Consider the following 24,139-nt stretch of genomic DNA (forward strand, 5'->3'; position numbering starts at 1 on the left):
TTATTATTATTTTTATAACACTATATATAAGAAACAAGTGCTATTAATTATTCGGTCGCTTTGGTGTGGAATAAGGGTAATTTAATACAAAACTCTGCACCTTCGCCAGCTTTACTTACCAAATTTACATCACCATGATGGGCTTTGGCAACAGACTTAACAACCGCTAAGCCTAAACCAGTACCTTGAACTTTTGAAGTGTAAAAAGGTTCAAATATCTTTTCAGCCTCAATTGCATCAATGCCACAGCCATTATCTTTGATATTGATAAACAAGCTTTCATCATCTGAGTATGCCTTAATAGTGATTTCTGCGCCATCTTCTATTACTTGTAAAGAATTATGAATTAAATTTTGTAGAGCACCTTCAAGAGCACTTTTATTACCTAATATTTGTAGCTTGTCTTGTTCAATCGATAAGTTGATTTGTGCTTTAGCTTCTTCAATTTGCGCTTCAACTCCAGCAATAGCACCTTGTAAAAGCTCATCAACAGGCAAAACGGCAACCACTTGCTTACCACCACTTTTGGCAAATAACAGCATATCATTTACTTGTTGTTCTAGGTCATGCAAACGTGAAGTTAGCTTATCTTGGAAAACATTTCTTTTTTCAGGATTTAAGGATTTACTTGCTAAATTAGAGCAGTACAACATTGCTGCAGACAGCGGAGTACGAATTTGATGAGCTAACGTTGATACCATACGGCCAAGTGCAGATAAACGTTGCATTTGGCTTAGTTTATCTTGCAAGAGTCTTGTTTCAGTTAAGTCGGTAATTAAAATAAGCTGACCCGCTTGCGAGCCAAAAGAAGAGATATCTAACTTAACTCGGCGGCCATCAATTAAAGAAACCTCATGTCCGTCATCGGCTCTAGGTTTAAATACTTGCTTTATAATATCAATCCAGGCTTGTTTAACTAAATTAACACCTAATAAGTCAGTAGCAACATTATTGGCTTTAACGACAATACCATCACCGTCAATAATAACCACACCTGCTGGCATAACATCAAACAATTGGTTTAATTGATTCGACTCTAATCGCAATAAGTCTAGCTCACCAGGAAATGCCTCGGTAAGTAACTTAATTTCCGTTTGCTTAGTGACTGTTGATGAAGTGGGATCATTGCCCCCATTAGTCACGCTCATATTCTACCTCTTCACTATACTAAGTGTGTTTTAACTAGTGTTATTTTATTGACTGTATTTATTCAGAGCGGTTTTAATATAATTTCAATATTAAACCATCATAGGGTAAATACTCAGCCAGCAAAAGCTTTATATTTTGACGTTTGTGCATATCCGTCATTTTTTATTACAGCACAATGTAGCCATGTTTTAATAAAACAAAGCCGCATAGTTATTCATTTAATAGTTCTACAATTTCAGACAACTTCATTGTTAAGTCATTTTCAAAATAGAGACGAACATCATCACTACCACTATCAAAAGTGACTCTTATAATTTTATTGTAGGTTAGTGCTTTTAACTCTAATACCCTGCCTTTACATAAACACGATACGATGAAACGATATTCGCCTTCAGGAGCAACTTCTCCCGTTCGAGTAATGCCATTCCATTTGAAGCTAACTTCACCAGATAAATTATCACCAAGAGGAATAATACGAACGATCTCTTCGTCTTCATTTTCAATATAAACAAAAACATGGTGGACGTTATCTAAAATATTTAAGCGACCAGAAGCACTATCACCTTCTTCAATATAGAAATAACCATCTTCAACGAGAACGCTGCGGCCAATTAAAGAGCTTGCTTGCAAAGCCTTACTTGAAGAGTTTTCAGGGTGATGGGTTTCAAACCCTTCGTGGTAGTCGTCAATGCCTTGGCTGATAGAAGATGCTAACAACTGAGAAAATAATTCATCAGTATCCATCTCTTGTTTAATGTTGTTATCGACAGGTTTAGGGATCAAATTGGCAAAGAATGCCTGTAGCTCTATTGTTGCCCTTTGAGCAATAGAACTATTTTTAGGTTTTTGAGTTGATACTTCATGGCTTCCTGCCACTGTTTTGCTATTTTTATCTTCCACTAATAAATTCCAAGCACATTAACTTTAATGTCTATTCAATCCGTCCTTAAGAGCCACTCGTATATACCATACGATTATCAGTTCAATTACTGTTAAGTTATATACTTAAAGCTTGTCATTTACAATGCAATTTTCAAGCCATAAGCACACAGAATTAAGGTTTAATTTAAGAATAAAATCAATTGCTTATTATTTATACAAAAACACTCTCTTTTTAGCTATTTTAAGCGAAAAAGCACGACTATGTGAGCAAGGCTGAATCAAAATTTTCTCTCAACAAAAATAAAGTTCATAGCTATTAAAGTTAAAGAGGCAAAGCATTGCCACTTTTACATCACAATTGCCGTTTTGATATTTAATAAAAATAACTAACTTGTTATAGTTTATGATTATGACCATAAAACTAAGCGCCTGTAGCTCAGCTGGATAGAGCGACCCCCTCCTAAGGGGTAGGTCACAGGTTCGACTCCTGTCAGGCGTGCCAGTTCCGAGCAAACTAAAAAGATTATCTAATCCAGTTCTTGTAATAATCGCTTTTCACTTTATTTTATGCGAAAAAAAACCCGCAAAGCGGGTTTTTAAAGATATAAACAATAACTATTTTATTATTCTTGTTGTTCAATAATTTCGTTTAAATCCATATCTTGAGTTGCGTTTGAGCTCGAAAATATTGCCGACGCTCCTAAAATAAATACAGCATAAAAAACCGTAGTTAACTTTATCTCCCTCAAAGACTTTCTATTCATGATAGAACCTTTATTATTTTTATTATTATTGGTTGAGCAAAATTAATGTATATTGTTTGACCAATGCTTTCAAGCCCAAAACACATAAAAATATAACATTAGTGCAAAAATATTTACTTTTACAATGCATAATGATTTATATTTAAAATAAAAATCAAATAGATACAACTGAGGTATGACCACAACAAGGTAATCATTTCATATAACTAAAAATCCAGCCTTTTCGATGATTAACTTTCAAATAAGATCAAAAATCTACTCTTTATATAAATTTAAAATATAGAATTAATTAGGTTATGCAGCTGAAAAAAGCAATTACATACTTTCTCTTGCTGACTAAACCTGCAACATTTCTCAGAACAAAAATATACAAGAAAATAAACACTTCAAGCTCAATTTATCAATGAAGTCATCCAAACCAACAGTTTTTAGATTAGTTAAATAGCATTAAACATAACCCAATTGACAAAACATTAAGTATAAAAATTTAATTGTTAACTGCCCGTTAAAAAAACAACATATTTAATTGCAGTAGAGATGAATATAGGTGAAAATATGCGCGTTTTAATCAGCTGTTGACCGATATAATAATTTTTCGCAATTTGGCATATCTAATACCCCAAAAATATCGAAAGAATAAAATATTAAATGCTACAATTAGCAAAAAATGAATTAATTTATAAACATGACAATTAAAATAGCAATAAATGGATTTGGCCGAATTGGACGTAGTGTATTGCGATCGCTATATGAATCGGGGCGCACCGATGAATTTACCATAGTTGCCATCAATGAATTAGCCAAACCAGAAGGCATTGCTCATTTATTAAAATATGACACTAACCATGGTCGCTTTGGTTTCAATGTTAGCATTAATAAAAATGCTCTTAGCGTAGACAATGATGTTATTCCCCTATTCCATTATAGCGAAATTGATAATTTGCCTTGGCAAAGTTTAGAAGTTGACGTGGTATTGGATTGTACAGGCATTTATCACAATAAAGAGCATGCGTATAAGCATATTCAGCAAGGCGCTAAAAAAGTACTTTACTCTCAGCCCGCCTTAACCGATGTAGACAATACTATTATCTTTGGCATCAACCATCATACTTTAACTAAATCTGACCTTATTGTGTCTAATGGTTCATGTACTACCAATTGTATTGTGCCTGTAATTAAAACATTGGATGACGCATTTAGCGTTGAAAGTGGCACGATCACAACAATTCACTCATCAATGCACGACCAACAAGTTATTGATGCTTATCATGATGATTTGCGCTTATCTAGAGCAGCGAGTCAATCTATCATTCCTGTTGATACAAAACTTGCGGCAGGTATAGAGAGAATTTTACCTAAATTTTCAGGTCGTTTTGAAGCAATAGCTGTGCGTGTACCTACGATGAACGTTACAGCAATGGATTTAAGCGTTACCTTAAATACAGACGTTGATGTTGAAAGCGTCAATCAAGCAATTATCGATGCAGCGCAAAAGCAACTGACCGGCATATTAGGTTTTAGTACTGAGCCTTTAGTTTCTAGTGATTTTAATCACGACCCTCGCTCTTCTATTGTTGATGGTAATTCAACAAGGGTAAGCCATAAGCGTTTAGTTAAATTACTTGTTTGGTGCGACAACGAATGGGCATTCGCAAATCGAATGTTAGATACCTGTAAAGCGATGCAAATTAACGAATAAATACACTAAAGCACAGTCGGACTACGAAAAATAGTCGATACTAACTTTATAAAAATATTAAAATTCAATTACAAAACGGAGCTACACTATGTCAGTCATTAAAATGACCGAGCTTGATCTCACTAACCAACGCGTATTAATCAGAGAAGATTTAAACGTACCAGTTCAAGATGGGAAAATTACTTCTGATGCACGTTTGAAAGCCGCATTGCCAACAATCAAGTTGGCATTGGATGCTGGCGCAAAAGTTATGGTTATGTCGCACTTAGGACGTCCTACTGAAGGTGAGTTTAATGCTGAATTTTCAACTCAAGTTGTAGCTGATTACTTATCTGATGCACTTGGTCAAGAAGTAAGGTTAGTTGATAACTACCTAGATGGTGTTGACGTAGCTGCCGGCGAATTAGTAATGTTTGAAAATATTCGCTTTAATGTTGGCGAAAAGAAAAACTGCGAACAATTATCACAAAAACTAGCTAATTTATGTGATATATATGTTATGGATGCATTTGGTACTGCGCACCGAGCTCAAGCAAGTACTCATGGCGTAGCTAAATTTGCTCCCGTTGCCTGTGCTGGTCCTTTATTGGCTGGTGAGCTTGAAGCATTAGGCAAAGCTTTAGATAATCCAGCTCGACCTATGGTCGCAATTGTAGGTGGTTCGAAAGTATCAACTAAACTTACTGTTTTAGAATCACTAGCAACTATAGTTGACCAATTGGTGGTTGGCGGTGGTATTGCTAATACATTTATAGCGGCAAGTGGCCATAACGTTGGTAAATCACTTTATGAAGCTGATTTAATCGATGAGGCCAATCGTTTAACCTCAAATGCCCAGGCTAATAATGGTGACATTCCAGTACCAACAGATGTAGTTGTTGCAAAGGAGTTTTCTCCAACAGCTGCAGCTACATTAAAACCAGTAAATGAAGTTGCTGATGATGAAATGATTTTTGATATTGGACCTGACTCGGCAAAAGCGTTGGCAAATATAATTGAAAATGCAGGTACAATTGTATGGAATGGTCCTGTAGGTGTTTTTGAATTTGATCAATTTGGTGAAGGTACTAAAGAAATAGCCTTGGCAATTGCAAACTCGAAAGCATTTTCAATTGCTGGTGGTGGCGATACTTTAGCTGCGGTAGATAAGTATGATATTGCCGATAAAGTGTCTTATATATCTACCGGTGGAGGTGCTTTCTTAGAGTTTTTAGAAGGCAAAAAGCTTCCAGCAGTTGCTATACTTGAAGAACGAGCTACAGCTAAGTAAATCATAAAATAATTAATTTAAATTACTGCAGGTTAACCTGCAACTATCAAGCACAGAAGGAGTGTTGATAATGGCTTTAATTTCTATGCGTCAAATGCTAGATCATGCGGCAGAATTCGAATATGGGATCCCTGCTTTTAACGTAAATAATTTGGAGCAAGTACGTGCGATTATGCTTGCCGCTCGTGATACTGATAGCCCTGTTATTTTACAAGCTTCGGCCGGAGCTAGAAAGTACGCTGGTGCGCCATTCCTTCGCCATTTGATTTTAGCTGCAATTGAAGAATTCCCAGAAATTCCAGTTGTTATGCACCAAGATCACGGCACATCTCCAGCAATATGTCAGCGTTCTATTCAACTTGGCTTCTCATCGGTGATGATGGATGGCTCTCTGCGTGAAGATGGCAAAACGCCAGCATCTTACGAGTACAATGTCGATGTAACTCGCCGCACAGTAGAAATGGCTCATGCTTGTGGTGTTAGTGTTGAAGGTGAACTAGGCTGTTTAGGCTCACTTGAAACGGGCATGGCAGGTGAAGAAGATGGTGTTGGTGCAGAAGGTGTTTTAACTCACGATCAAATGCTTACCGATCCTGAAGAAGCCGCTGACTTTGTAAATAAAACTCAAGTAGATGCTTTAGCTATTGCCTGTGGTACATCGCATGGCGCTTACAAATTTACCAGACCTCCAACAGACGATATTTTAGATATTGAACGTATCAAAGCTATTCACAACCGCATTCCTAATACTCACCTAGTAATGCACGGCTCGTCATCAGTACCTCAAGACTGGTTATCTGTTATTAATGAGTTTGGTGGAGCGATCCCTGAAACTTACGGAGTACCAGTTAAACAAATTCAAGAAGGTATAAAAAATGGTGTACGTAAAGTTAATATCGATACTGACTTACGTTTAGCTTCAACAGGTGCTGTTCGTCGATTCTTAGCTGAAAACCCAGCTGAATTTGATCCTCGTAAATACCTACAAAAAACAACTGATGCTATGTATGAGATATGTAAAGCTCGTTATGAAGCATTTAATACTGCAGGTCATGCAAGTAAAATCAAATGTGTGTCATTAGATACAATGTATCAAAGATATATTAATGGTGAGTTGAACGCTTTAATAAAGTAATTCAATAACTTACATATTAATCATCAATAAAGGGCTTTTTAAGCCCTTTTTTTGTAAAATCATGTTAATATTTCGCTCCAATTAGTGACTTTCATTGCTAAGTAAAAATTAAAATAATATAAGTTGGGCAAAAATAGATCGACGATGTTGATTTAAGTATTAATATGAAAAGAATAATTATTATTAGTTTAATGGCGGTATCTCCTAATATTTTTGCCGCTCAAGAAACATCAAATGCAGAAGCAATTGAAGCTATTTTAACTTCCTTGAATCCGCCTCCAGAAATAGATTGTTATCATTTTACTGATGAAGTTCCACCAGAAGAGTTTATTGGTTTTCCCGAATGTGACATAACTCCATCAACCATTTCAGGCTCAGTAGAGGTGGGCGCATTTTTTAATACTGGTGATAATGATTATGCCATCGCTAAAGCTAAGTCTGATTTGGTTCACGATATTGGTAAGCTAAGTACTAATTGGATTGTTGATTTATTCGGCCGTCGTGCAGAAAAAGAAAATGCAGAGACAGGTAAAAAAGAGTATGAAACAACAGATCAGAAATGGGCTACGTCGCTACAGAGCAATTACACCTTAGAAGAAGGCGGTAAAAACTATGTATTTGCTTATGGTTCATATGAAACCAATAGATTTAACGGATTTGATTACCAAGCCTCAGTTGCGGGCGGTTGGGGTCGTCGTTGGTATGAGACTGAAAATGCCTACTTTGATGCGGAAATGGGGCCTGGTTATAAAATTGATGAAATAGCAGAAACAGAATTTCACAATAATGAAACTCAAAAATCTACAATCATTCGTGCAGCGGCAACTTACGAGCGCAAGCTTTTTGAAACCATGGAATTTAAACAAACGTTAAGTGCTGAATATGCGCCAAAATCGGGCGATAATAGTAAATATAAATCAGTTTCATCAATCACAACAAAGCTTATTGAGTCACTGGCGTTAAAGTTTGCTTTTTCTGTCGACCACAATACAGAGGTTGAGAGTAATATCTCTAATACCAGAACAGAAACCTCTCTAACTCTAGTATTTAGCATTTAGTGAAAGTTTAATTAAACTTTCACTAGTCAAAGTGCAGTAAATTTCTAATCTTGATTTGAGCAATCGAGCTCAATTAACCATTCTAAATTTATTGAAGATATTTACCTCTAGTCAATCTATTAAAATTCATGTAATTTATCACCATAACAAAAGGTATCAATTTCATGAATATAGCTAATATAGATCTTAATCTCTTAGTCGCTCTCGATGTATTACTGCGCGAAAAAAATGTTACTCGCGCAGCTAGTCAATTAAATATAACTCAACCAGCAATGAGTAATAGCCTTAAAAGATTGCGTAACCTGCTAAATGATCCTGTATTAGTTAGAACTTCTGAAGGTATGGTAGCTACCGAGCGAGCAAACCAGTTAGCGCCAGTTATAAGAACAATCCTCAGAGATCTAAAAGAAGCATTACAACAAGTTGAAGAGTTTGAACCATTAAACAGTAAACGAGTATTTAGATTAATGGCGAGTGATTATGCGGCTTCAACGTTATTACCTCCATTACTTGAAAAAATTAATGTTATCGCACCAAATATTACTATAGATATCATGACACCAAGTGATGTTACTTTTCATGATGTTGAAGATGGAAAAATTGATATGGCGATTAACTTATTTAACCAACTGCCACAATCATTTCATCAAAAGGTTTTATGGAAAGATGGCTTTTCATGCTTAACAAGGGCATCTAACCCAATCTTAAAAGACTTTAATTTGGATAGTTATTTGGCTACGAAACATGTATGGGTATCTAAAACAGGCTTTGGTGTAGGTTTAGGGATGAACCCTAAAGATATACAAAAGCTTGGTTGGGTGGATGAAGCCTTAGCTGAAATAGATAAAAAGCGCGATATTAAAATATTTACTCGTAACTACCATGTAGCAATGCAATTAGCTCATGACGATCAAATAATGGCAACCTTACCCAAAAAAGCAGCAATGGTGCATGCCAATGATCCTGGTTACGCAATTTTAGAACCACCTTTTACAATCCCAGACATTGAGCTAAAGATGATCTGGTCACCATTACTACACCATGAACCAAGCCATATTTGGTTTCGAAATTTAGTAGTAGAAACTGCGAAGCAATGCTAGTGTCTAAATAAAAAAACGCCTGTATATTTACAGGCGTTTTAATTGTTAAAGTATCTAAAAACTTAAATTAGTTTCTTTTTACGTGCAGCGAGTAAGATAGCGCATAATGCTAATATACTTAGTGATGAAGGCTCTGGAACTTCAGGTACACATGATTCAGGGTTATCAGTAGTACAATTCCCTCTAAATGTGGCAACATCAATCATTAGTTTTTGTACATAAAATGGCGAATCTTTATAAGCAGTAGTATATTCAGAGGCAGATCCTAAGTTAACTTCCCATACCAAAGTATCAGCTGGTACTTCCATATCACTACCATTAAATGTAATAAAATCTCCACCCATCAAGCCTTTATTATCACCAGTACCATGATTGTCATTAATAAATATAGTGATGCCATCTGGTGCCGCGATATTTTCTCCAAAATAACTAAAAGTAAACATTAACACTTCGTCAGCTGTCACATTATCATCAGAAGGGTTATCACAAACATTATTACCACTACCTGGATATTTCACATCCGTTTTATCGACTGGAGCCGATTTACATACGCCTAATCCAGCTGAATTAGCATCTAAATAAGCTAAGGCAGCACTGCCATTATGAGTTGCAGTAACCGTGAGAGATAACCCTGTGATGTTACCTAAATCAGCATAAATCAACTCCGTCCAAGCACTTTCACCTATTGCGCCATCAGCGTCAGCCATAAAGTCGATCATAATTGCATGTGCAAAGCTAGATATAGAGAATAAAACACTAACTGAAAATATTTTTAACCAATTCTTCATAACAATTTCCTTCTGATATTTTTTATCTTAAAGATAATATTGTAGTAAGCAATAACTAGACCACATGGGATAAAATACAATTTAAACTTTATTATCAGTAACTTATACAATCAACGATTACTATCTTTACAAACCCCAAAGCGGTGTTTGTAAAATTTACTGACACTGAAATCCCCCTTTTATTTACCACTGTATTGTTAAGTGAATTTTGCAACTCATCGCTATATTATGCCTTTCCGCCTCATCCATATAGCGCCTAACACTTTTTTAACATATGTTGTTAAAATCAAATTTATATTTAGCGGCTATAGAAGGAATTTATAATGAACTGTAGAAACTCATTCACTTTTGTACTTTTTGGCTTTGTGCTAGCTTTTACTAGTTTTCAATCTGCTTATGCAGTTGAGCGTTCAGAGTATAAATTTAATAAAGAAATGCAGGTGACCATTACAACTGTTACAGGAAATTACTTCAGAAGCTATGATGGCCTTGTAAATAAGCCCTTAGCACAGCTAATAGAATTACCGCCGCAACATTCTCTTAAAAAGATTAAAGATCACAATAATAGTAATTTCTTTGAATTAGCTATGCGTATGCAAGATAGAATGCAACATTACATTGCTCTAGTAGATGAATTATTAAAAGATAACGAACAAAATATTAATGGTAGTTGTGAAACAAGTCGCTTTGCTAAGTTTGTAAGCCTTTTTTAATGCGATAAGGCTTACTTAGTACGTTGCGGATTTACCCGTCCACCAGTTATTTTATCAGCGCGACCTTCTTCTTTTGCCTTTTCGGCGCGGCGTTTACGCACTTCTTTAGGATCTGCGATAAGTGGACGATAAATTTCAATTCGGTCCCCTTCTTCAAGCTCCTGAGTTAATTTGGCTGCTTTATTCCAGATGCCTACTTTATTAACTGATAAGTCTATATCAGGAAATTGATGACAAATACCCGACTCAACTATAGCTTGTTCTATCGTTGATTTTTCATCAACGCTCAAAGATAAAAGAACTTGCTCTTTCGGTAATGCGTAAACTAATTCAATGCTTATTTGCTCGACTGACATTTTATTGGTACACCTCTTTGGCTCTGTTAGTAAATGCAGAAACCATGTTATTTGTTAATGTATTAAATACCTTACCGAACGCCATTTCTACAATTTTGCTAGAGAATTCATAATCTAACTGTAATGACACTTTGCAAGCTTCATCACTTAATGGTGTGAGTTGCCATTGCCCGGATAAACTCTTAAAAGGGCCATCTTTTAAGGACATAGAGATAGAGGTATTTTCAACTAGCGTATTTTCTGTAGTAAACCACTTTTCCATGCCCACTTTTGAAACAAGTATTGAGCCAACCATTTTATCTGCACTTTGACTAACAACTTTAGAATCTTTACAGCCAGGTAAAAATTCTGAATATGCCGATACATTATTAATTAATTCATACATTTGAGCAGCACTAAACATCACTAAAGCACTACGATTTATTACTGGCATTTATACCCCCACGAGCGAATATTGCTATCATAGCAAAGCAAAAATGAAAGCTCACCCTTTGATCAAGATAAAAATCACAATAAAAGTTGAAACTAGCTGTTCTAAATTAATCATTCTCCAGTATAATGGCGCCATTATGGCAAAGAAAAAATCAAAAAATAAAACGAATAGTAATACTATCGCATTAAATAAAAAGGCGAGGCATAACTATACGTTATCAGACAAATACGAAGCCGGCATGAGCTTACAAGGCTGGGAACTTAAAAGTATTCGTGATGGTAAAGTAAATATATCCGACTGTTACGTGCACGTGAAAGATCGCGAGGCCTACTTAGTAGGTGCAGAAATTCACCCTTTAAATTCTGCTTCATCACACGTTGTTTGCGATCCGGTTCGTCCACGTAAATTGTTATTAAATAGACGTGAATTAGATCAACTCGTTAGTGCAGTAGAACGACAAGGTTACTCTTTAATCGCAACGGCAATGTACTGGAAGAGCTCTTGGGTTAAATTAGAGTTTTATCTTGGTAAAGGTAAACAAAGCCACGATAAACGTGCCGATATCAAAGATCGAGAATGGAAAGTTGATCAAGGCCGAATCATGAAAAAGTCTAACCAATAAATAAAAACTAAAACGCCAGCAGATGCTGGCGTTTTAGTAATATACTTTTATTAACTCTTCTCAGGTTTCTTACTCACCCACAGCTTAATATGGCCAGTAACGACAACAACATCATCTTTATTATAAGCCGTTACAGGCACTAAAAAGTCTCCCTCTTCCCAAACCATATCGCCTAAATCAGCTACACAACGAATGTCAGAATCTGCTTTAGCGGTATAGTCCAATGACATACCTTTAGGGATCCAACGTAAATGCGATGGTATAGATGCTTCAGAAACAGCCCCCATAGCCATTTCCAAGCCATTACAAATCGCTATCACATGTACTGTGCCAATGTGGTTTTGCACCGATTTACGTTTCTTAATTAATACTTCACAATATCCTGGTCTTAAATCAACAACAAAAGGTTTAATTGTTTTGAAATACGGTGCCATATTGGCAAAAAACCATGAAAACAATCGATTACCAAATGAAAATACATGCCATTTATTATAAATAGTAAGAAGTCTACTTTGTGCCATGGTGTTCCTTAAAATAGAATATGATACAACACTGGTCTAATCAGTTAACTCATAATAGATGCAATTCGAACTAAAAAGCAATGCTATTGTCGAACTAATTAGCATTAACTGTATAAATTTCACTCGCGTTGTCATGGCTAGAAATAACAGTTACAATACGCACCTACTTTAGTTATTTCGTTATCAAAGTAGACTTTGGGGCGGATCTAGGATTCGACGAGATTCATGAAACCCAAGGTGCATGCCCAGGGGCGGTTGGCCTGGTAAAAAGCCGCAAAACTATAATTGCAAACGACGAAACGTTCGCACTAGCCGCTTAAGGCTAGCCATCGCCTAATAAATTCACCTATTGCTTATAGGATCGATGGTCACCCCAAATAGGTTAGCGAGGGAACTGTGTCTGACGGTGAACCGCGAAACAGTATCAGACTCACCATGATGAAGCCTGTCGCTTGGCGTCTAATTGGTTAAATAAATGAGCGACTAAGCATGTAGTACCGAGGATGTAGGTTTTTCGGACGGGGGTTCGACTCCCCCCCGCTCCACCAAGTTAAAGATTAAAGACGTTTTCCTAGCGTCTTTTTTTTCGCCTAAAGTTTTTGCATCGATAGAGTTAAACCCTGCCTTTTTTCAGTAAAAATATGACTAAACCTACGGTTATCATTGCTCATTGAGTGTTTTTTTGTCATTGTAGGTAGTGATAAGTAAAATAACTCGAATAATAAGAATAATGGGGCTTAATTTGATTAAGTTTTTTGCATTTATTTTTTCATGCACACTATCGTTATCTGCTCTCGCTGCAGAGTTCAAAATAGTTGATACTTTAGGAAAACCAGTATCAGGTATTGCTGTGTATTTAACTCCTGTAGATGAATCCAAACTAAATAAATTGTGGTTAAACGCAGATAAAACTCTCTCCAATAAAACAATTATTAGCCAGCAAGATAAAAAATTCACGCCTTATCTAGCTGTCACTAGCAAAAAAAATTCTATTATATTTGATAATAAAGATGACATAACGCATCACATTTATTCTGTAGATAAGGATAATAGCTTTGACTTTAAGCTACGTAGTGGCGAGAAAAAATCCGATATCAATTTTGCTAAACAAACTACAGTTGCCATGGGTTGTAATATACATGACTGGATGGCTGGGCATTTACTTGTAGTAGAAACCCCTCTGTACGGCTTAACAGATGATGATGGTAAGGTTGTTTTTTCAGAATTACCTGCAATGGATTTAATGTTGAAAGTTTATCATCCGCAATTATCCGAACTTGATAACGATATAGAAATAAATGTGGATAGAACAAAAGATGTATCTGTAGTACAACTAAAAGAGCCTCAAGGGGTTCCACCATTGCAAAAAGATTCAAATGAATTTGATTTTATCGAAGGTTATGAATAAAGGACTTATGGTATGAAACTACAAGAAAGTAGCCTAAAAAATCGAATTTTTTTCTTTTTCATATTGCTATTGCTCGCAGTACAAGGCGTATCATTTTATACCACCCAATATTCGAATGAGCGATTAGAAGAGCAACAACTCAATTCACAATTATCGCAAGCTGAAACTCTATTAAAAAATGAATTAACAAAACGTAGTTACTATTTAACAGCCTTTGCTGAAACTGCAGCTAAGGACTATGGCTTAAAGCAGGTATTATTAGAAGATACTAGAAGTTTACTCATTGCCCTTAATAATCATCGTAAACGTATTGATGCCGATATTGCTATTGCCATCAATAAAGAAGAAATTATATTAGCCGAGTTACTGGTAAAAGACCCAAATGTAGAAATAAAACGAGTGACTCCTGGCGAGAACATTAACGCTAAGTTTTCTAACCCTGAATGGCTTAGCGGCGAATCACAGAATGTTTATTACGAAGAAGCCGGCAATATATTTCAACTTGTGGTCGCTCCAATAACCAGCGGTGATTTACTTATTGGTCATATCGCTTTTGGTTACTCTCTCAATGATAAGTTAGCTAGCGATCTTGCTAAGCTTACTGGCTTTAGCGTTGGTTTTGGCGCAGTTGAAAAATCGAATTGGCAATGGCTAGCTCTAAAAGACATCTCTGCTGAGCATATTTTAGAAAAACATCAATTAAATGAATTCTCACCTTTAGAAGCTGCTGATGGCGATGCTTTTATATTTAGCAATTACACCTTAGGGAAGCTTGGTCATCAACAAATCGTAGCAACGACCTATCAACTAAGATCAAGTTTAATCGCTGCGATTAAACAAGACAGTATTCAACTATTGTTGATGATTTTGATCACCTTAGTTATTTCATTACTCGGGGCATATTCAATAGCAAGTGGTGTAACCAAGCCCCTTCGCCGTTTAGTTAAGCTCAGTAAAAATATTGCCAAAGGTAATTACGAAAGTGACATCTATGTTGGTAGTACCAAAGAGCTAAATCAATTAGCCGATCAGTTTGGCGACATGCAATTGGCAATCCAATCAAGGGAAAAAGAAATAACGCAGCAAGCATTTCTTGATAACCTAACGCAGCTACCAAATCGCAACCAATTTTATCGTGATATGCACGGTTTAGATCAACCTTTTATTTTATGTCAAATTAACATCCGCCGCTTAGCACAAATAAATGATACCTTAGGTCATGATGTCGGTGATGAAGTACTGCAAGAGCTTGCTAAACGTTTAAAAATATTAAACAAACCTCTTTATCATACTTCCGGCAATGGCTTTTTGGTTAGATTTGATAACCATCTAAAAAAGCATACTAACGATGCTATCTCATTGATAAGTAAAGTGATTGAGCCAAACTTCTTATACCAAAATATTGCTCTACATTTACAGGTTAATATCGGTGTTACCTTTAACGAAGATTGGCCACAAGCAAACCAACTTTTAAAAGAAGTTGACTCTGCTATGCAATTAGCAAAACGCAACAATCAGCTGTATCAATTGTATGACCGACAAATAGATTTGAATACTCTTGATCGATTACAGTTAGTTAATCGCTTAAAACAAGCCATAGAAAAAGGCGAGTTTACCCTGTTTTATCAACCAAAATTGAATCTTACAAATAATTCAGTCGAAGAAGTAGAAGCTTTAGTGCGTTGGCAACACCCGGTTAATGGTTTGATCACCCCTGATGCTTTTATTCAAATAGCGGAACAAACTGGGCAAATGAAAGCCTTAAGTTTATGGGTAATAAACGAAGCGATAGAACAGTTTATTTATTGGCAGTCGCAAGGGTTAAATTTAAAGATTGCTGTAAACATTTCTCCTGAAAACTTATTAGATGATGATTTTTGTGAGCGTTTAATTGAAAAGCTCTGTGGTGCCGATGAGCTTTATAAATCGATTACGTTTGAAATAACCGAAGATGCCTTTGTTGACCATAATTCGAGAGCCGTTGACAATATCAGCATGCTTAGAGCTGAAGGAATTTATTTATCCATTGATGATTACGGTACCGGTTACTCATCACTTGCCCAATTGCGTAATTTATCAGTACAAGAGTTAAAAATTGACCGTTGTTTTATTCAAAAATTAACGCTACAAAAAGTAGACCAATTAATTGTAAGCTCGACCATTCAACTTGCTCACCAGCTTGGGCTACAAGTGGTTGCTGAAGGGGTAGAAGATAAAGTGACCCTGCAATGGCTAGTGCAACAAGGCTGTGAAAAAGCACAAGGCTATTATATAAGTAGACCATTGCCTGCAAACGAGTTCAGCCATTGGTTACAACATTCAAAATATTCATCTACGACAATAAAAAATACAAAGATAGATCATAATGAAGAAAAAGGCACTGTCACTGCTGATAACTTACTTAGTTAGTAATGTAAGTATTTCTGCAGAGCACAAAGTTAGAGGGCTAATAGATACACGAGTAAGCCAAGTCGATGGTTTAAATACTCATGTAAATGGTAATTATGGTAAATATCGCTTTGATCACGGAACAAGCCTTACCCTCAGCCAAGCAGTAATAAATTATCACTTAGATTTTGACGCGCCATTGTCAATTAATGTTGTCGCTATTGGCTACCTTGATGGCATAGACGATTCTATTGGTATAAGTGAAGCAAGTTTAAAGTATCAAGGTATACCTTCCTCTTCAGGAGTACGTTTTTCTAGCCGTGCAGGTTTCATCTACCCGAAAATATCATTTGAAAATAATGCTACCGGTTGGACATCCCCTTACACCCTTACTTATTCAACAATCAATAATTGGATTGGAGAAGAGCTAAAACACACAGGTTTAGAATTTACCTTGGATTTTTTGGGCAAGTTTAGGCAATCGAAGCATAACCTAAGTCTTACCACTTCAGTTTATAAAAATAATGATACCACCGGTACTCTTCTTTCATGGCGAGGCTGGACTCAGTCTAGCCGTCAAACTCTTTGGCATGAAAGGCTACCCGTACCACCAGTAAAAGCAAGATTTGGCGGTTGGTTAAAACATCAAGCAGCAGAAACAGATCCGTTTATCGAATTAGATCATCGCTACGGGTTTGAAGGAAGTATAGAATGGCAGTGGAATAACCAAGTAAAGTTAAGGCTTGGCCATTACGATAATAATGCCGATACAAAAGTATTTAAAAACGGTCAGTATGTTTGGGAAACTACTTTTTCACACGCGGGCTTACATTATAAACTTACGCCTAAGACCACATTTATCAGCCAGTTTTTAACAGGTGATACCTTGATGACCTCACCATGGGGAATGCCTGTTGTAGATAACGATTTTCAAAGTGGTTTTGCGCTATTAACCCATAAACATAAGTCACATCGATATACAGCTCGTATAGAGGAATTCTCAGTCACCGATAATGACCTAACTCCTGATGATGATAATAATGAGTATGGCAAAAGTATCACTTTAAGTTATCAATATCGTTTTAACCGTAATATATTCCTGCAAGCGGAGTATAACTGGCTCAATAGCGATCGCCCTGCACGAGCATATAGTAACCAAGATATATCTTTAACTGAGCAGCAATATCAACTTGCCGCTAAATATTATTGGTAAACCTATTTCAGGACGGGACATGATAAATAAAAAAGCCGACTTAATAATAAGTCGGCTTTTTAATGTTAAACGCTTAAATAATTATTTAGTCGCTTTTTCTTGTGCAGCTATTTTAGCAAAGTCACCCGCTTTAAATACGTTAAACTCCATAGAGCCAATGTATTTGTTAAAGGCATTATTTACATCTTCTAATGTAAGAGCCTTAACTTGTTCAATTTGCTCGTCATAAAATGCTAAATCTTCTTTCTTCTTACTTGCACCCATAATAACAGTATTTACCGTTGCATCACTAGCCCAAGAGCGATTACGGTCATTAATAAATCCGTTAGTTGAGAGATCCAGCTCTTCAGCAGTAAAGCCTTCGGCTACTACCTTTTGAACTTCTTCATTAAAGGCAGCAATAACACCTTCCATATTTTCAGGAGCTGCAATAGCGTAAGCATAGAATAAACCTTGAGTATCAAGTGTGTTTACATTCATACCTGAGCCAACTGAGTAGCTAAAACCTTCTTTAACACGAATACGTGAACCGATGCGTGAAGAGAATGCACTACCACCAAAGATTTTATTAGCAATAGTTAAGGCTAAATAATCTTCATGCTTAACATTCATCTCGATTGGATTAATCACATAAAGTTGTGAATTTGCTTTATCAGGTGTTTCAGTACTAACTAAAGCGCCTTTAAGATCTTTATAGTCAGTGCCAAGGTGCTGATAAGGCGTGTTGTTAACATATGGCTTTAATACAGTGTGTAATTGCTCAGATACATCTGCCGCTTTCACATCACCAACAACAGCGATATGGCCATTGTTAATATTAAAATGGCTATTATAAACAGCTTTAATATCGGCAACAGTAACCGCATTCACATTGGCAATAGCTTGGTCTAATTCAACATAAGCTTTTGGGTGCCCTGCAGGGTAGTTGTATAAGCTTTTACGGAAGCTGTTTGATGCAATTGCACTTGGATCATTACGCTGACTTTCAATACGAGCAACACTTGAACGCTTCATTATTTCTAATTCACTTTCAGGGAATGTAGGGTTTGCTAATAGCTCACCTAAGAAAGTAACCGCAGCTGGCATATTGGTTTTATCAGTTTTAAGCGAGATATTAGTTGAACCGGCTGATGTTGATACTGAAATAGACGTTTTTAACTCATCTAAACGAGTCGCAATATCTTCTTTACTGTATTTATCATTACCTAGCTTAATTAAAGAGCCTGCAAATGAAAGTGCTGTTGCTTTGTTCGTTAATGTTTCAGCTGTACCTGAAGGGAAGTGCATATTCATGATAATTTGCTCACCACGAAGTATTTTAGGGTAAACATTTACCTTAGTGCCCTCTGCCCAATCGAGTTTAACTAAACGCTTTTTGATATTAGTTACAGTGTTGTCATACACTTCACCAGCTGATGCAACTTCTTTACCTTTATAGTCTTTTAGTAATTCTGTTAAATCTGGAGCTGAAGGTATCTCTGCGCGTACAGGTTTTTCTGTTGGAATAAAACGACCTAATGTGCGGTTACTACGTACTAAGTACTTTTCCGCTGCTGCTTGTACTTGCTCTAAAGTAGTATCTGCTACGACATCTCTAAAGTAGAAAGCGTGGCGGTAATCGCCTTTAGCAATATACTCAGAAAGCTCCATACCAACGCCTGTTACATTACGCATAGACTTTTCAGCTTGCGTCGCTAGAGTTAATTTAGCCGATTTAAGTTCAGCTTCAGTAATAGGGTGTTCTTTAATGCTCTCTGCAATCTCAATTAATTTATCTTCAAGCTTTTTAATATCGCCATCTTTACTACCTTGCGCTAGGAATAAAAATTGTGAGCTATCTTTAAGTAAGAATGAAAAATTATTAGCCGCTGTCGCGAGTTCAGTTTCAACTAATTGTTTTTGTAGACGACCACGAGTTGCATCACCTAGAATATTTTCTAATAAAGTTAATGCTGCTGCATCAGCATGCAAACCCGATGGGGCATGATAACTTAGGCCGATATAAGGTAAATCACCTACACGGCGAATATTCACTTCACGCTCACCATCTTGCACTGGTTCAACCGTGTATAACGCTTCAATTGGTGTAGCAGGTTTTGCTATTGAGCCGAACTCTTTCTCAATATTTTTAATCGTATCTTCTTTGTTAAAACGACCAGCAATTGTAATTACTGCATTATCTGGGCGGTAATGCTTCTTGTAAAATGCACGTAGCTTTTCAAATGGGAAGTTTTCAACATCTGAGCGAGCACCAATAGTTGAATTACCATAGTTATGCCATAAAAAAGCCATAGAGCTCATACGGCTCATAAGCATACGAAATTCGTTAGTTTCGTTACGCTCCATCTCATTACGAACGACGGTCATTTCACTTTGTAATTCTTCTTCAGTGAATGTTGCATTCATCATTCGATCAGCTTCCATGCCAATAGCCCAGGCTAAAGACTCTTCGTTAGCATCAAAAACTTCAAAGTAATTAGTTCTATCCAACCAAGTAGTAGCATTCGTACCCATGCCACGCTTTTTAAATTCTTTATCAATGTCTTTATAGTTTGTTGAGCCTTTAAACAACATATGCTCAAGTAAATGCGCCATGCCTGTTTCGCCATAATATTCATTAATAGAGCCGACACGATACGTAATGTTGACTAAAGTTTTAGGCTGAGAAGCGTCAGGATATAATAAAACTTTTAAACCATTTTCTAAGGAATATTCTTCAATACCTTCTACCGATCTAACGTAGGTTAATGGACTACTTTGTACTTTCGCGGCTGTTGGTGATGTTGAATCAGTCGCGGTGGCACAACCACCAAGGTTTAATGCAAGAGCAACTGACAAGCCAATCAAAGTTGGTTTAATAAATTTCATTCGAAATCCTTTATTTTAATTTTATAGTGTTAACTTTTTAAGGTTAATGCGGATACGCTTAGCAATAACTACTGATTTAATCAGTTAGAATAATTAGTATAGCCACATTTTAATATGCACAGACATTACCTAATTTTCGATCTTACGTATATGCTGTTTTTCTCAAATTTTTATTAAATGGCATTTATTAATTATCAAATTTATAATTATGTAAATCCAAGCTAAGCCAAGTCATTCAACTAACCCAATGAAACAAAAGGGATTATAAAACTATTAGATGAATTTAACTTGGCCTAATTTAAAAACAGTCTAGTAAATAAACAAGAGGAAAAGCTTGGTAAAAAGTGTAACGTTTGATGTAAGTTAATTAAACATAATCAATAAAGCAGCTTTAAGAGTAATGCTATTTATTTTCTTGAGATAAGAGTAATGAATATAAATGTTTAAATTCCATATCTTCTTCAAAAGTGCTAACACCTTCAATAAGTTTGGTAGCTAATTCTTCTAAGCGTAATTTTTGTTGTGAGAGTTCGTTCATTGTATTTTGCTATTTTTATAGTTTTTTAATTTTATAACATAGATAAAACACTGGCACTGTTAGACTTTTGTAGAGTTAATGATAGGTTCTTGTTAACAGAGCTGTTGATTTTAAACACTAGTAATATTTGACTTAACACAACAAATACACTCATTTATGTTTGGATATAAAAAATTAGATGGTACAATTTTTTATATCTACTTAAAAAATGAAACACTATGACTCTTCTTGAAAAATTACGCTGCTTGTTTACTTTTGGACAAGGAGTGGCTCTGCCATTACCAGAGATCCCTGAAAATAAATCTCCTTTCGAATTATTTAAATTATGGTTTGACGATGCTAATAAATCTGGAATTTTATTACCTGAATCTATGTCGGTAAGTAGCTGTGATAGTAATGGCCAACCTTCATCTAGAATGGTTCTGCTTAAATCATGGGACGAAAATGGTTTTGTCTTTTATACCAATTACGGCAGTAGAAAATCACAAGAATTACCTGAAGGGTCAAAAGTTGCTTTATTATTTCATTGGGGAGTACTCCAGCGTCAGGTCAGGATTGAAGGCACAGTAAAACGCACATCAACACAACAATCCGCGGCTTATTTTCATAGTAGAGATCGAGGTAGTCAAATAGGCGCTTGGGCCTCTAAGCAAAGTCAAAAATTAACAACTAGCTCAGAATTAAAAGAGCGAGAAACTTTTTATAAAGAAAAATTTAAAAATAAAGAAGTACCCTTACCAGAGTTTTGGGGCGGTATTAATGTTGAGCCACACTACATAGAATTTTGGCAAGGAAGAGCAAGTAGATTACACGATAGGTTATGTTTTGATAAAAATAATGAGCAGTGGGATTTATTTAATCTTCACCCTTAGATGAAACATAAACCCACAATTACTCTGTTGTTTCTGTTTTAGGTTGCCATCGTTGCTGACGGATCACATTATGTAATTCGTTATGCAACTCTTGGTATTCCTGCATTTCTTCAAAAGTGTTAACTTTAGCTAACACCTTTTGAGTAAGCTCGGCTAATCTTTGATAATTCATGACTTACCTTTGAGTACAACAAATGTCAGATTCATTTTCTGCAAGTAAGGTACGTTGCTCTTTATAACAACTATAAAGCTCTTTAAACTCCATATCTTCGGCAGCGCTACTGGTGCCTTCAATTAATTTATCAGCTAACTCATTGATACGTTGTGTTAATCGATTCTTAGTCATACTTGCCGCCTGTTGAATTAATAAAATTTAAACCGTGTTTAATTTATAACCAATGCAGGCAAGAACTTCCGTTAATGAAATGTAATTGATGTTAGTAGTTTGTTACGGAATGATTAAAGCTTTTGAATTAAATAGATTTTTTATTTTTAGCAAAAATAAATAAAGCGCCAATTGGCGCTTTATTTTGTGGTTTATATTGGCAAACTACATATTTGGATAGTTTGGACCGCCAGTTCCTTCAGGCGTTACCCAAGTGATATTTTGACTAGGGTCTTTAATGTCACAAGTTTTACAATGAATACAGTTTTGCGAGTTGATAACAAACTTCTTATCACCCTCTTCCGTTTCTTCTACTTCGTAAACACCGGCTGGACAATAACGTTGAGCTGGCTCAGCATATTGAGGTAAGTTAACGCTAATCGGAATGCTATTATCTTTAAGTTTTAAGTGGCAAGGTTGTTCTTCTTCATGGTTTGTATTTGATAAAAATACTGAAGACAGCTTATCAAAACTTAATTTACCATCCGGCTTAGGGTAGTTAATTTCTTTAGATTCACTTGCTAGTTTCAGCGACTCGTGGTCAAAACTGTTATCGTTAAAGTTAAACGGTAATTTGCCACCAAAGAAGTTTTGATCAACGGTATTATATGCACCACCCAAGAATGTACCAAGCTTATGCATAGCAGCGCCAAAATTGCGAGTATTGTATAACTCGTCATACAACCAAGATGCTTTAAAGTTATCTGTGTACGCGGTTAAATCATTGCCACCTTCATCGCCAGCACTTAATGCTGCAAAGATAGTTTCAGCCGCTAACATGCCAGATTTCATTGCAGTATGGTTACCTTTGATTTTAGCAAAGTTAATCGTACCAGCATCACAACCAACCATAATACCGCCAGGCATAGTCATTTTTGGTAATGAGTTAAAGCCACCTTTAGCAATAGCACGAGCACCATAAGATACACGTTTACCACCTTCTAAATATTGAGCAAACTTAGGATGATGTTTTAAGCGTTGAAATTCATCAAACGGACTTAAATACGGATTTGAATAGTTTAAGTCAATGATTAAACCAACAAACACTTGATTATTCTCGGCATGGTATAAATAACCACCACCAGTTGTATCATTTTCTAAAGGCCAGCCAGCACTATGAACAACTAAGCCTTCTTGATGTAAAGCAGGGTCAATATCCCAAATTTCTTTAAAACCAATACCGTAGTGTTGCGGCGCTTTATCGGCATCTAAATTAAAATGACTGATTAATTCTTTACCTAAATGGCCACGACAACCTTCGGCAAATACAGTGTATTTAGCGCGCAGCTCCATACCAGGCATAAATGAATCTTTTTCATTACCCTCTGCATCTAAGCCCATATCACCAGTAATAACACCAGCTACTTTACCGTCTTCAATAATTGTACTTTGAGCAGGGAAACCAGGGAAAATCTCAACTCCCATACCTTCTGCTTGCTCAGCTAACCAACGACAAACATTACCCATTGAAACAATGTAGTTGCCATCGTTATGCATAGTTTTTGGCACAGCAAAGTTAGGTAATTTAGTGCCCTTTTCTGCATTATTTAACAAATAAATATCGTCGCCAGTCACAGGAGTATTTAATGGAGCACCACGCTCTTTCCAATCAGGGAATAGTTCATTTAAAGAACGAGGTTCTAAAACAGCACCTGAAAGAATATGAGCACCAACTTCAGAGCCCTTTTCAACAACACAAACCATTAATTCTTGATCTTTTTCTTGTGCCATTTGCATTAATTTACATGCTGTCGATAATCCAGAAGGGCCTGCGCCTACGATAACAACATCAAATTCCATAGATTCACGTTCCACGCTCATCTCCTTTAAATAGTTTTCATTATATTTTTTGTATTTTGGCTTTATATCATTTTATGGCGAGCAAACCTATGGTTAAATCTCTATTAATTGTCAATTATGAGTATAAAGTGAAATTAACTGGTTGATCTGTCACATTGGTGATTGATCTTTTGACGC

The 24,139-nt window shown here is 36.1% G+C and carries 23 protein-coding genes, 1 tRNA gene and 1 other RNA gene; 13 read left to right on the forward strand and 12 right to left on the reverse strand.

Features of this window, described 5'->3' with window-relative positions; all coding sequences use genetic code 11:
• Positions 1 to 47: 47 nt before the first annotated feature.
• On the reverse strand, positions 48 to 1,148 hold the full coding sequence (locus FNN08_RS07985) for a sensor histidine kinase (RefSeq protein ID WP_143584350.1): 1,101 nt from the start codon (positions 1,146 to 1,148) through the stop codon (positions 48 to 50).
• A 211-nt stretch (positions 1,149 to 1,359) separates the two neighbouring features.
• Complete coding sequence (locus tag FNN08_RS07990) at positions 1,360 to 2,049, reverse strand: flagellar hook assembly protein FlgD (RefSeq protein WP_143584352.1); 690 nt, start codon at positions 2,047 to 2,049, stop codon at positions 1,360 to 1,362.
• A gap of 407 nt (positions 2,050 to 2,456) precedes the next feature.
• Here FNN08_RS07990 and FNN08_RS07995 point away from each other — a divergent pair.
• Positions 2,457 to 2,533 (forward strand) — tRNA-Arg (locus tag FNN08_RS07995).
• A 121-nt stretch (positions 2,534 to 2,654) separates the two neighbouring features.
• On the opposite strand, the gene FNN08_RS16335 is transcribed toward FNN08_RS07995, so the two are convergent.
• Positions 2,655 to 2,795 (reverse strand): hypothetical protein, encoded by a 141-nt coding sequence (locus tag FNN08_RS16335; protein WP_185962592.1) that lies wholly within the window; start codon positions 2,793 to 2,795, stop codon positions 2,655 to 2,657.
• A gap of 685 nt (positions 2,796 to 3,480) precedes the next feature.
• Between FNN08_RS16335 and epd the strand changes: the two genes are divergently transcribed.
• The 5 genes from epd to FNN08_RS08020 all read left to right on the forward strand — a co-directional run bounded on the left by epd (position 3,481) and on the right by FNN08_RS08020 (position 9,057).
• Positions 3,481 to 4,494: an erythrose-4-phosphate dehydrogenase gene (gene epd, locus FNN08_RS08000; protein ID WP_143584355.1), complete on the forward strand. Its 1,014-nt coding sequence runs from the start codon at positions 3,481 to 3,483 to the stop codon at positions 4,492 to 4,494.
• Positions 4,495 to 4,582: 88 nt separating this feature from the next.
• Positions 4,583 to 5,764 (forward strand): phosphoglycerate kinase, encoded by a 1,182-nt coding sequence (locus FNN08_RS08005; protein ID WP_143584358.1) that lies wholly within the window; start codon positions 4,583 to 4,585, stop codon positions 5,762 to 5,764.
• Positions 5,765 to 5,834: 70 nt separating this feature from the next.
• Complete coding sequence (gene fba, locus FNN08_RS08010; RefSeq protein WP_143584361.1) at positions 5,835 to 6,899, forward strand: class II fructose-bisphosphate aldolase; 1,065 nt, start codon at positions 5,835 to 5,837, stop codon at positions 6,897 to 6,899.
• Between the two features lie 164 nt (positions 6,900 to 7,063).
• Entirely contained in the window at positions 7,064 to 7,957 is an 894-nt protein-coding gene (locus FNN08_RS08015; protein ID WP_143584363.1) for a YdiY family protein, read from the forward strand.
• Between the two features lie 164 nt (positions 7,958 to 8,121).
• The gene (locus FNN08_RS08020) at positions 8,122 to 9,057 is read left to right on the forward strand and encodes a LysR family transcriptional regulator (protein WP_143584366.1); all 936 of its coding nucleotides are present in this window, start codon (positions 8,122 to 8,124) and stop codon (positions 9,055 to 9,057) included.
• Positions 9,058 to 9,119: 62 nt separating this feature from the next.
• On the opposite strand, the gene FNN08_RS08025 is transcribed toward FNN08_RS08020, so the two are convergent.
• The gene (locus FNN08_RS08025) at positions 9,120 to 9,845 is read right to left on the reverse strand and encodes a hypothetical protein (protein ID WP_143584369.1); all 726 of its coding nucleotides are present in this window, start codon (positions 9,843 to 9,845) and stop codon (positions 9,120 to 9,122) included.
• A 323-nt stretch (positions 9,846 to 10,168) separates the two neighbouring features.
• Here FNN08_RS08025 and FNN08_RS08030 point away from each other — a divergent pair, with 323 nt between their 5' ends.
• Entirely contained in the window at positions 10,169 to 10,558 is a 390-nt protein-coding gene (locus FNN08_RS08030) for a hypothetical protein (RefSeq protein WP_143584371.1), read from the forward strand.
• 11 nt (positions 10,559 to 10,569) lie between these two features.
• Here FNN08_RS08030 and FNN08_RS08035 read toward each other — a convergent pair whose 3' ends face one another.
• A complete protein-coding gene (locus FNN08_RS08035) occupies positions 10,570 to 10,914 on the reverse strand; it encodes an RnfH family protein (protein WP_143584373.1) in 345 nt (114 codons plus the stop codon).
• A gap of 1 nt (position 10,915) precedes the next feature.
• Positions 10,916 to 11,347 (reverse strand): type II toxin-antitoxin system RatA family toxin, encoded by a 432-nt coding sequence (locus tag FNN08_RS08040; protein ID WP_143584375.1) that lies wholly within the window; start codon positions 11,345 to 11,347, stop codon positions 10,916 to 10,918.
• Between the two features lie 136 nt (positions 11,348 to 11,483).
• Between FNN08_RS08040 and smpB the strand changes: the two genes are divergently transcribed.
• A complete protein-coding gene (smpB, locus tag FNN08_RS08045; protein ID WP_143584378.1) occupies positions 11,484 to 11,969 on the forward strand; it encodes an SsrA-binding protein SmpB in 486 nt (161 codons plus the stop codon).
• Between the two features lie 50 nt (positions 11,970 to 12,019).
• Here smpB and FNN08_RS08050 read toward each other — a convergent pair whose 3' ends face one another.
• Positions 12,020 to 12,490 (reverse strand): hotdog fold domain-containing protein, encoded by a 471-nt coding sequence (locus tag FNN08_RS08050; RefSeq protein ID WP_143584381.1) that lies wholly within the window; start codon positions 12,488 to 12,490, stop codon positions 12,020 to 12,022.
• Between the two features lie 197 nt (positions 12,491 to 12,687).
• Between FNN08_RS08050 and ssrA the strand changes: the two genes are divergently transcribed.
• The 4 genes from ssrA to FNN08_RS08070 all read left to right on the forward strand — a co-directional run bounded on the left by ssrA (position 12,688) and on the right by FNN08_RS08070 (position 17,499).
• Positions 12,688 to 13,038, forward strand: a transfer-messenger RNA (tmRNA) gene (gene ssrA, locus FNN08_RS08055).
• 194 nt (positions 13,039 to 13,232) lie between these two features.
• The gene (locus FNN08_RS08060) at positions 13,233 to 13,898 is read left to right on the forward strand and encodes a hypothetical protein (protein ID WP_143584384.1); all 666 of its coding nucleotides are present in this window, start codon (positions 13,233 to 13,235) and stop codon (positions 13,896 to 13,898) included.
• Positions 13,899 to 13,910: 12 nt separating this feature from the next.
• Entirely contained in the window at positions 13,911 to 16,307 is a 2,397-nt protein-coding gene (locus FNN08_RS08065; protein WP_143584387.1) for an EAL domain-containing protein, read from the forward strand.
• The gene (locus tag FNN08_RS08070) at positions 16,264 to 17,499 is read left to right on the forward strand and encodes a hypothetical protein (protein ID WP_143584390.1); all 1,236 of its coding nucleotides are present in this window, start codon (positions 16,264 to 16,266) and stop codon (positions 17,497 to 17,499) included. The genes FNN08_RS08065 and FNN08_RS08070 overlap by 44 nt, the downstream gene beginning before the upstream one ends.
• 81 nt (positions 17,500 to 17,580) lie before the next feature.
• Here FNN08_RS08070 and FNN08_RS08075 read toward each other — a convergent pair whose 3' ends face one another.
• Both FNN08_RS08075 and FNN08_RS16510 read right to left on the reverse strand, forming a co-directional pair.
• Positions 17,581 to 20,367: a M16 family metallopeptidase gene (locus FNN08_RS08075; protein ID WP_143584392.1), complete on the reverse strand. Its 2,787-nt coding sequence runs from the start codon at positions 20,365 to 20,367 to the stop codon at positions 17,581 to 17,583.
• A gap of 403 nt (positions 20,368 to 20,770) precedes the next feature.
• Complete coding sequence (locus FNN08_RS16510) at positions 20,771 to 20,905, reverse strand: hypothetical protein (RefSeq protein ID WP_260679289.1); 135 nt, start codon at positions 20,903 to 20,905, stop codon at positions 20,771 to 20,773.
• Positions 20,906 to 21,123: 218 nt separating this feature from the next.
• Between FNN08_RS16510 and pdxH the strand changes: the two genes are divergently transcribed.
• Positions 21,124 to 21,777, forward strand: coding sequence for a pyridoxamine 5'-phosphate oxidase (pdxH, locus tag FNN08_RS08080; RefSeq protein WP_143584395.1), 654 nt, complete (start codon positions 21,124 to 21,126; stop codon positions 21,775 to 21,777).
• Between the two features lie 19 nt (positions 21,778 to 21,796).
• On the opposite strand, the gene FNN08_RS16340 is transcribed toward pdxH, so the two are convergent.
• The 3 genes from FNN08_RS16340 to FNN08_RS08085 form a co-directional block, all read right to left on the reverse strand.
• Complete coding sequence (locus FNN08_RS16340) at positions 21,797 to 21,949, reverse strand: hypothetical protein (RefSeq protein ID WP_185962593.1); 153 nt, start codon at positions 21,947 to 21,949, stop codon at positions 21,797 to 21,799.
• 3 nt (positions 21,950 to 21,952) lie between these two features.
• Complete coding sequence (locus FNN08_RS16345; protein WP_185962594.1) at positions 21,953 to 22,123, reverse strand: hypothetical protein; 171 nt, start codon at positions 22,121 to 22,123, stop codon at positions 21,953 to 21,955.
• Between the two features lie 204 nt (positions 22,124 to 22,327).
• Complete coding sequence (locus FNN08_RS08085; RefSeq protein WP_221931780.1) at positions 22,328 to 23,962, reverse strand: electron transfer flavoprotein-ubiquinone oxidoreductase; 1,635 nt, start codon at positions 23,960 to 23,962, stop codon at positions 22,328 to 22,330.
• Between the last annotated feature and the right edge of the window lie 177 nt (positions 23,963 to 24,139).

The sequence above is a fragment of the Thalassomonas sp. M1454 genome (assembly GCF_007097525.1).
In the GTDB taxonomy this organism is placed as follows: domain Bacteria; phylum Pseudomonadota; class Gammaproteobacteria; order Enterobacterales; family Alteromonadaceae; genus Thalassotalea_A.

Excerpts from the sequence above, each read along its gene's own strand:
- FNN08_RS08085 (WP_221931780.1), bottom strand. The coding sequence starts at position 23,962 with ATGGAATTTGATGTTGTTATCGTAGGCGCAGGCCCTTCTGGATTATCG.
- FNN08_RS08025 (WP_143584369.1), bottom strand. The coding sequence starts at position 9,845 with ATGAAGAATTGGTTAAAAATATTTTCAGTTAGTGTTTTATTCTCTATA.
- FNN08_RS08065 (WP_143584387.1), top strand. The coding sequence starts at position 13,911 with ATGAAACTACAAGAAAGTAGCCTAAAAAATCGAATTTTTTTCTTTTTC.
- FNN08_RS08070 (WP_143584390.1), top strand. The coding sequence starts at position 16,264 with ATGAAGAAAAAGGCACTGTCACTGCTGATAACTTACTTAGTTAGTAAT.
- FNN08_RS08020 (WP_143584366.1), top strand. The coding sequence starts at position 8,122 with ATGAATATAGCTAATATAGATCTTAATCTCTTAGTCGCTCTCGATGTA.
- FNN08_RS08005 (WP_143584358.1), top strand. The coding sequence starts at position 4,583 with ATGTCAGTCATTAAAATGACCGAGCTTGATCTCACTAACCAACGCGTA.
- FNN08_RS07985 (WP_143584350.1), bottom strand. The coding sequence starts at position 1,148 with ATGAGCGTGACTAATGGGGGCAATGATCCCACTTCATCAACAGTCACT.
- smpB (WP_143584378.1), top strand. The coding sequence starts at position 11,484 with ATGGCAAAGAAAAAATCAAAAAATAAAACGAATAGTAATACTATCGCA.
- FNN08_RS08075 (WP_143584392.1), bottom strand. The coding sequence starts at position 20,367 with ATGAAATTTATTAAACCAACTTTGATTGGCTTGTCAGTTGCTCTTGCA.
- FNN08_RS16335 (WP_185962592.1), bottom strand. The coding sequence starts at position 2,795 with ATGAATAGAAAGTCTTTGAGGGAGATAAAGTTAACTACGGTTTTTTAT.
- FNN08_RS08040 (WP_143584375.1), bottom strand. The coding sequence starts at position 11,347 with ATGCCAGTAATAAATCGTAGTGCTTTAGTGATGTTTAGTGCTGCTCAA.
- fba (WP_143584361.1), top strand. The coding sequence starts at position 5,835 with ATGGCTTTAATTTCTATGCGTCAAATGCTAGATCATGCGGCAGAATTC.
- FNN08_RS16510 (WP_260679289.1), bottom strand. The coding sequence starts at position 20,905 with ATGAACGAACTCTCACAACAAAAATTACGCTTAGAAGAATTAGCTACC.
- epd (WP_143584355.1), top strand. The coding sequence starts at position 3,481 with ATGACAATTAAAATAGCAATAAATGGATTTGGCCGAATTGGACGTAGT.
- FNN08_RS16345 (WP_185962594.1), bottom strand. The coding sequence starts at position 22,123 with ATGACTAAGAATCGATTAACACAACGTATCAATGAGTTAGCTGATAAA.
- FNN08_RS16340 (WP_185962593.1), bottom strand. The coding sequence starts at position 21,949 with ATGAATTATCAAAGATTAGCCGAGCTTACTCAAAAGGTGTTAGCTAAA.
- pdxH (WP_143584395.1), top strand. The coding sequence starts at position 21,124 with ATGACTCTTCTTGAAAAATTACGCTGCTTGTTTACTTTTGGACAAGGA.
- FNN08_RS08050 (WP_143584381.1), bottom strand. The coding sequence starts at position 12,490 with ATGGCACAAAGTAGACTTCTTACTATTTATAATAAATGGCATGTATTT.
- FNN08_RS08030 (WP_143584371.1), top strand. The coding sequence starts at position 10,169 with ATGAACTGTAGAAACTCATTCACTTTTGTACTTTTTGGCTTTGTGCTA.
- FNN08_RS08035 (WP_143584373.1), bottom strand. The coding sequence starts at position 10,914 with ATGTCAGTCGAGCAAATAAGCATTGAATTAGTTTACGCATTACCGAAA.
- FNN08_RS08015 (WP_143584363.1), top strand. The coding sequence starts at position 7,064 with ATGAAAAGAATAATTATTATTAGTTTAATGGCGGTATCTCCTAATATT.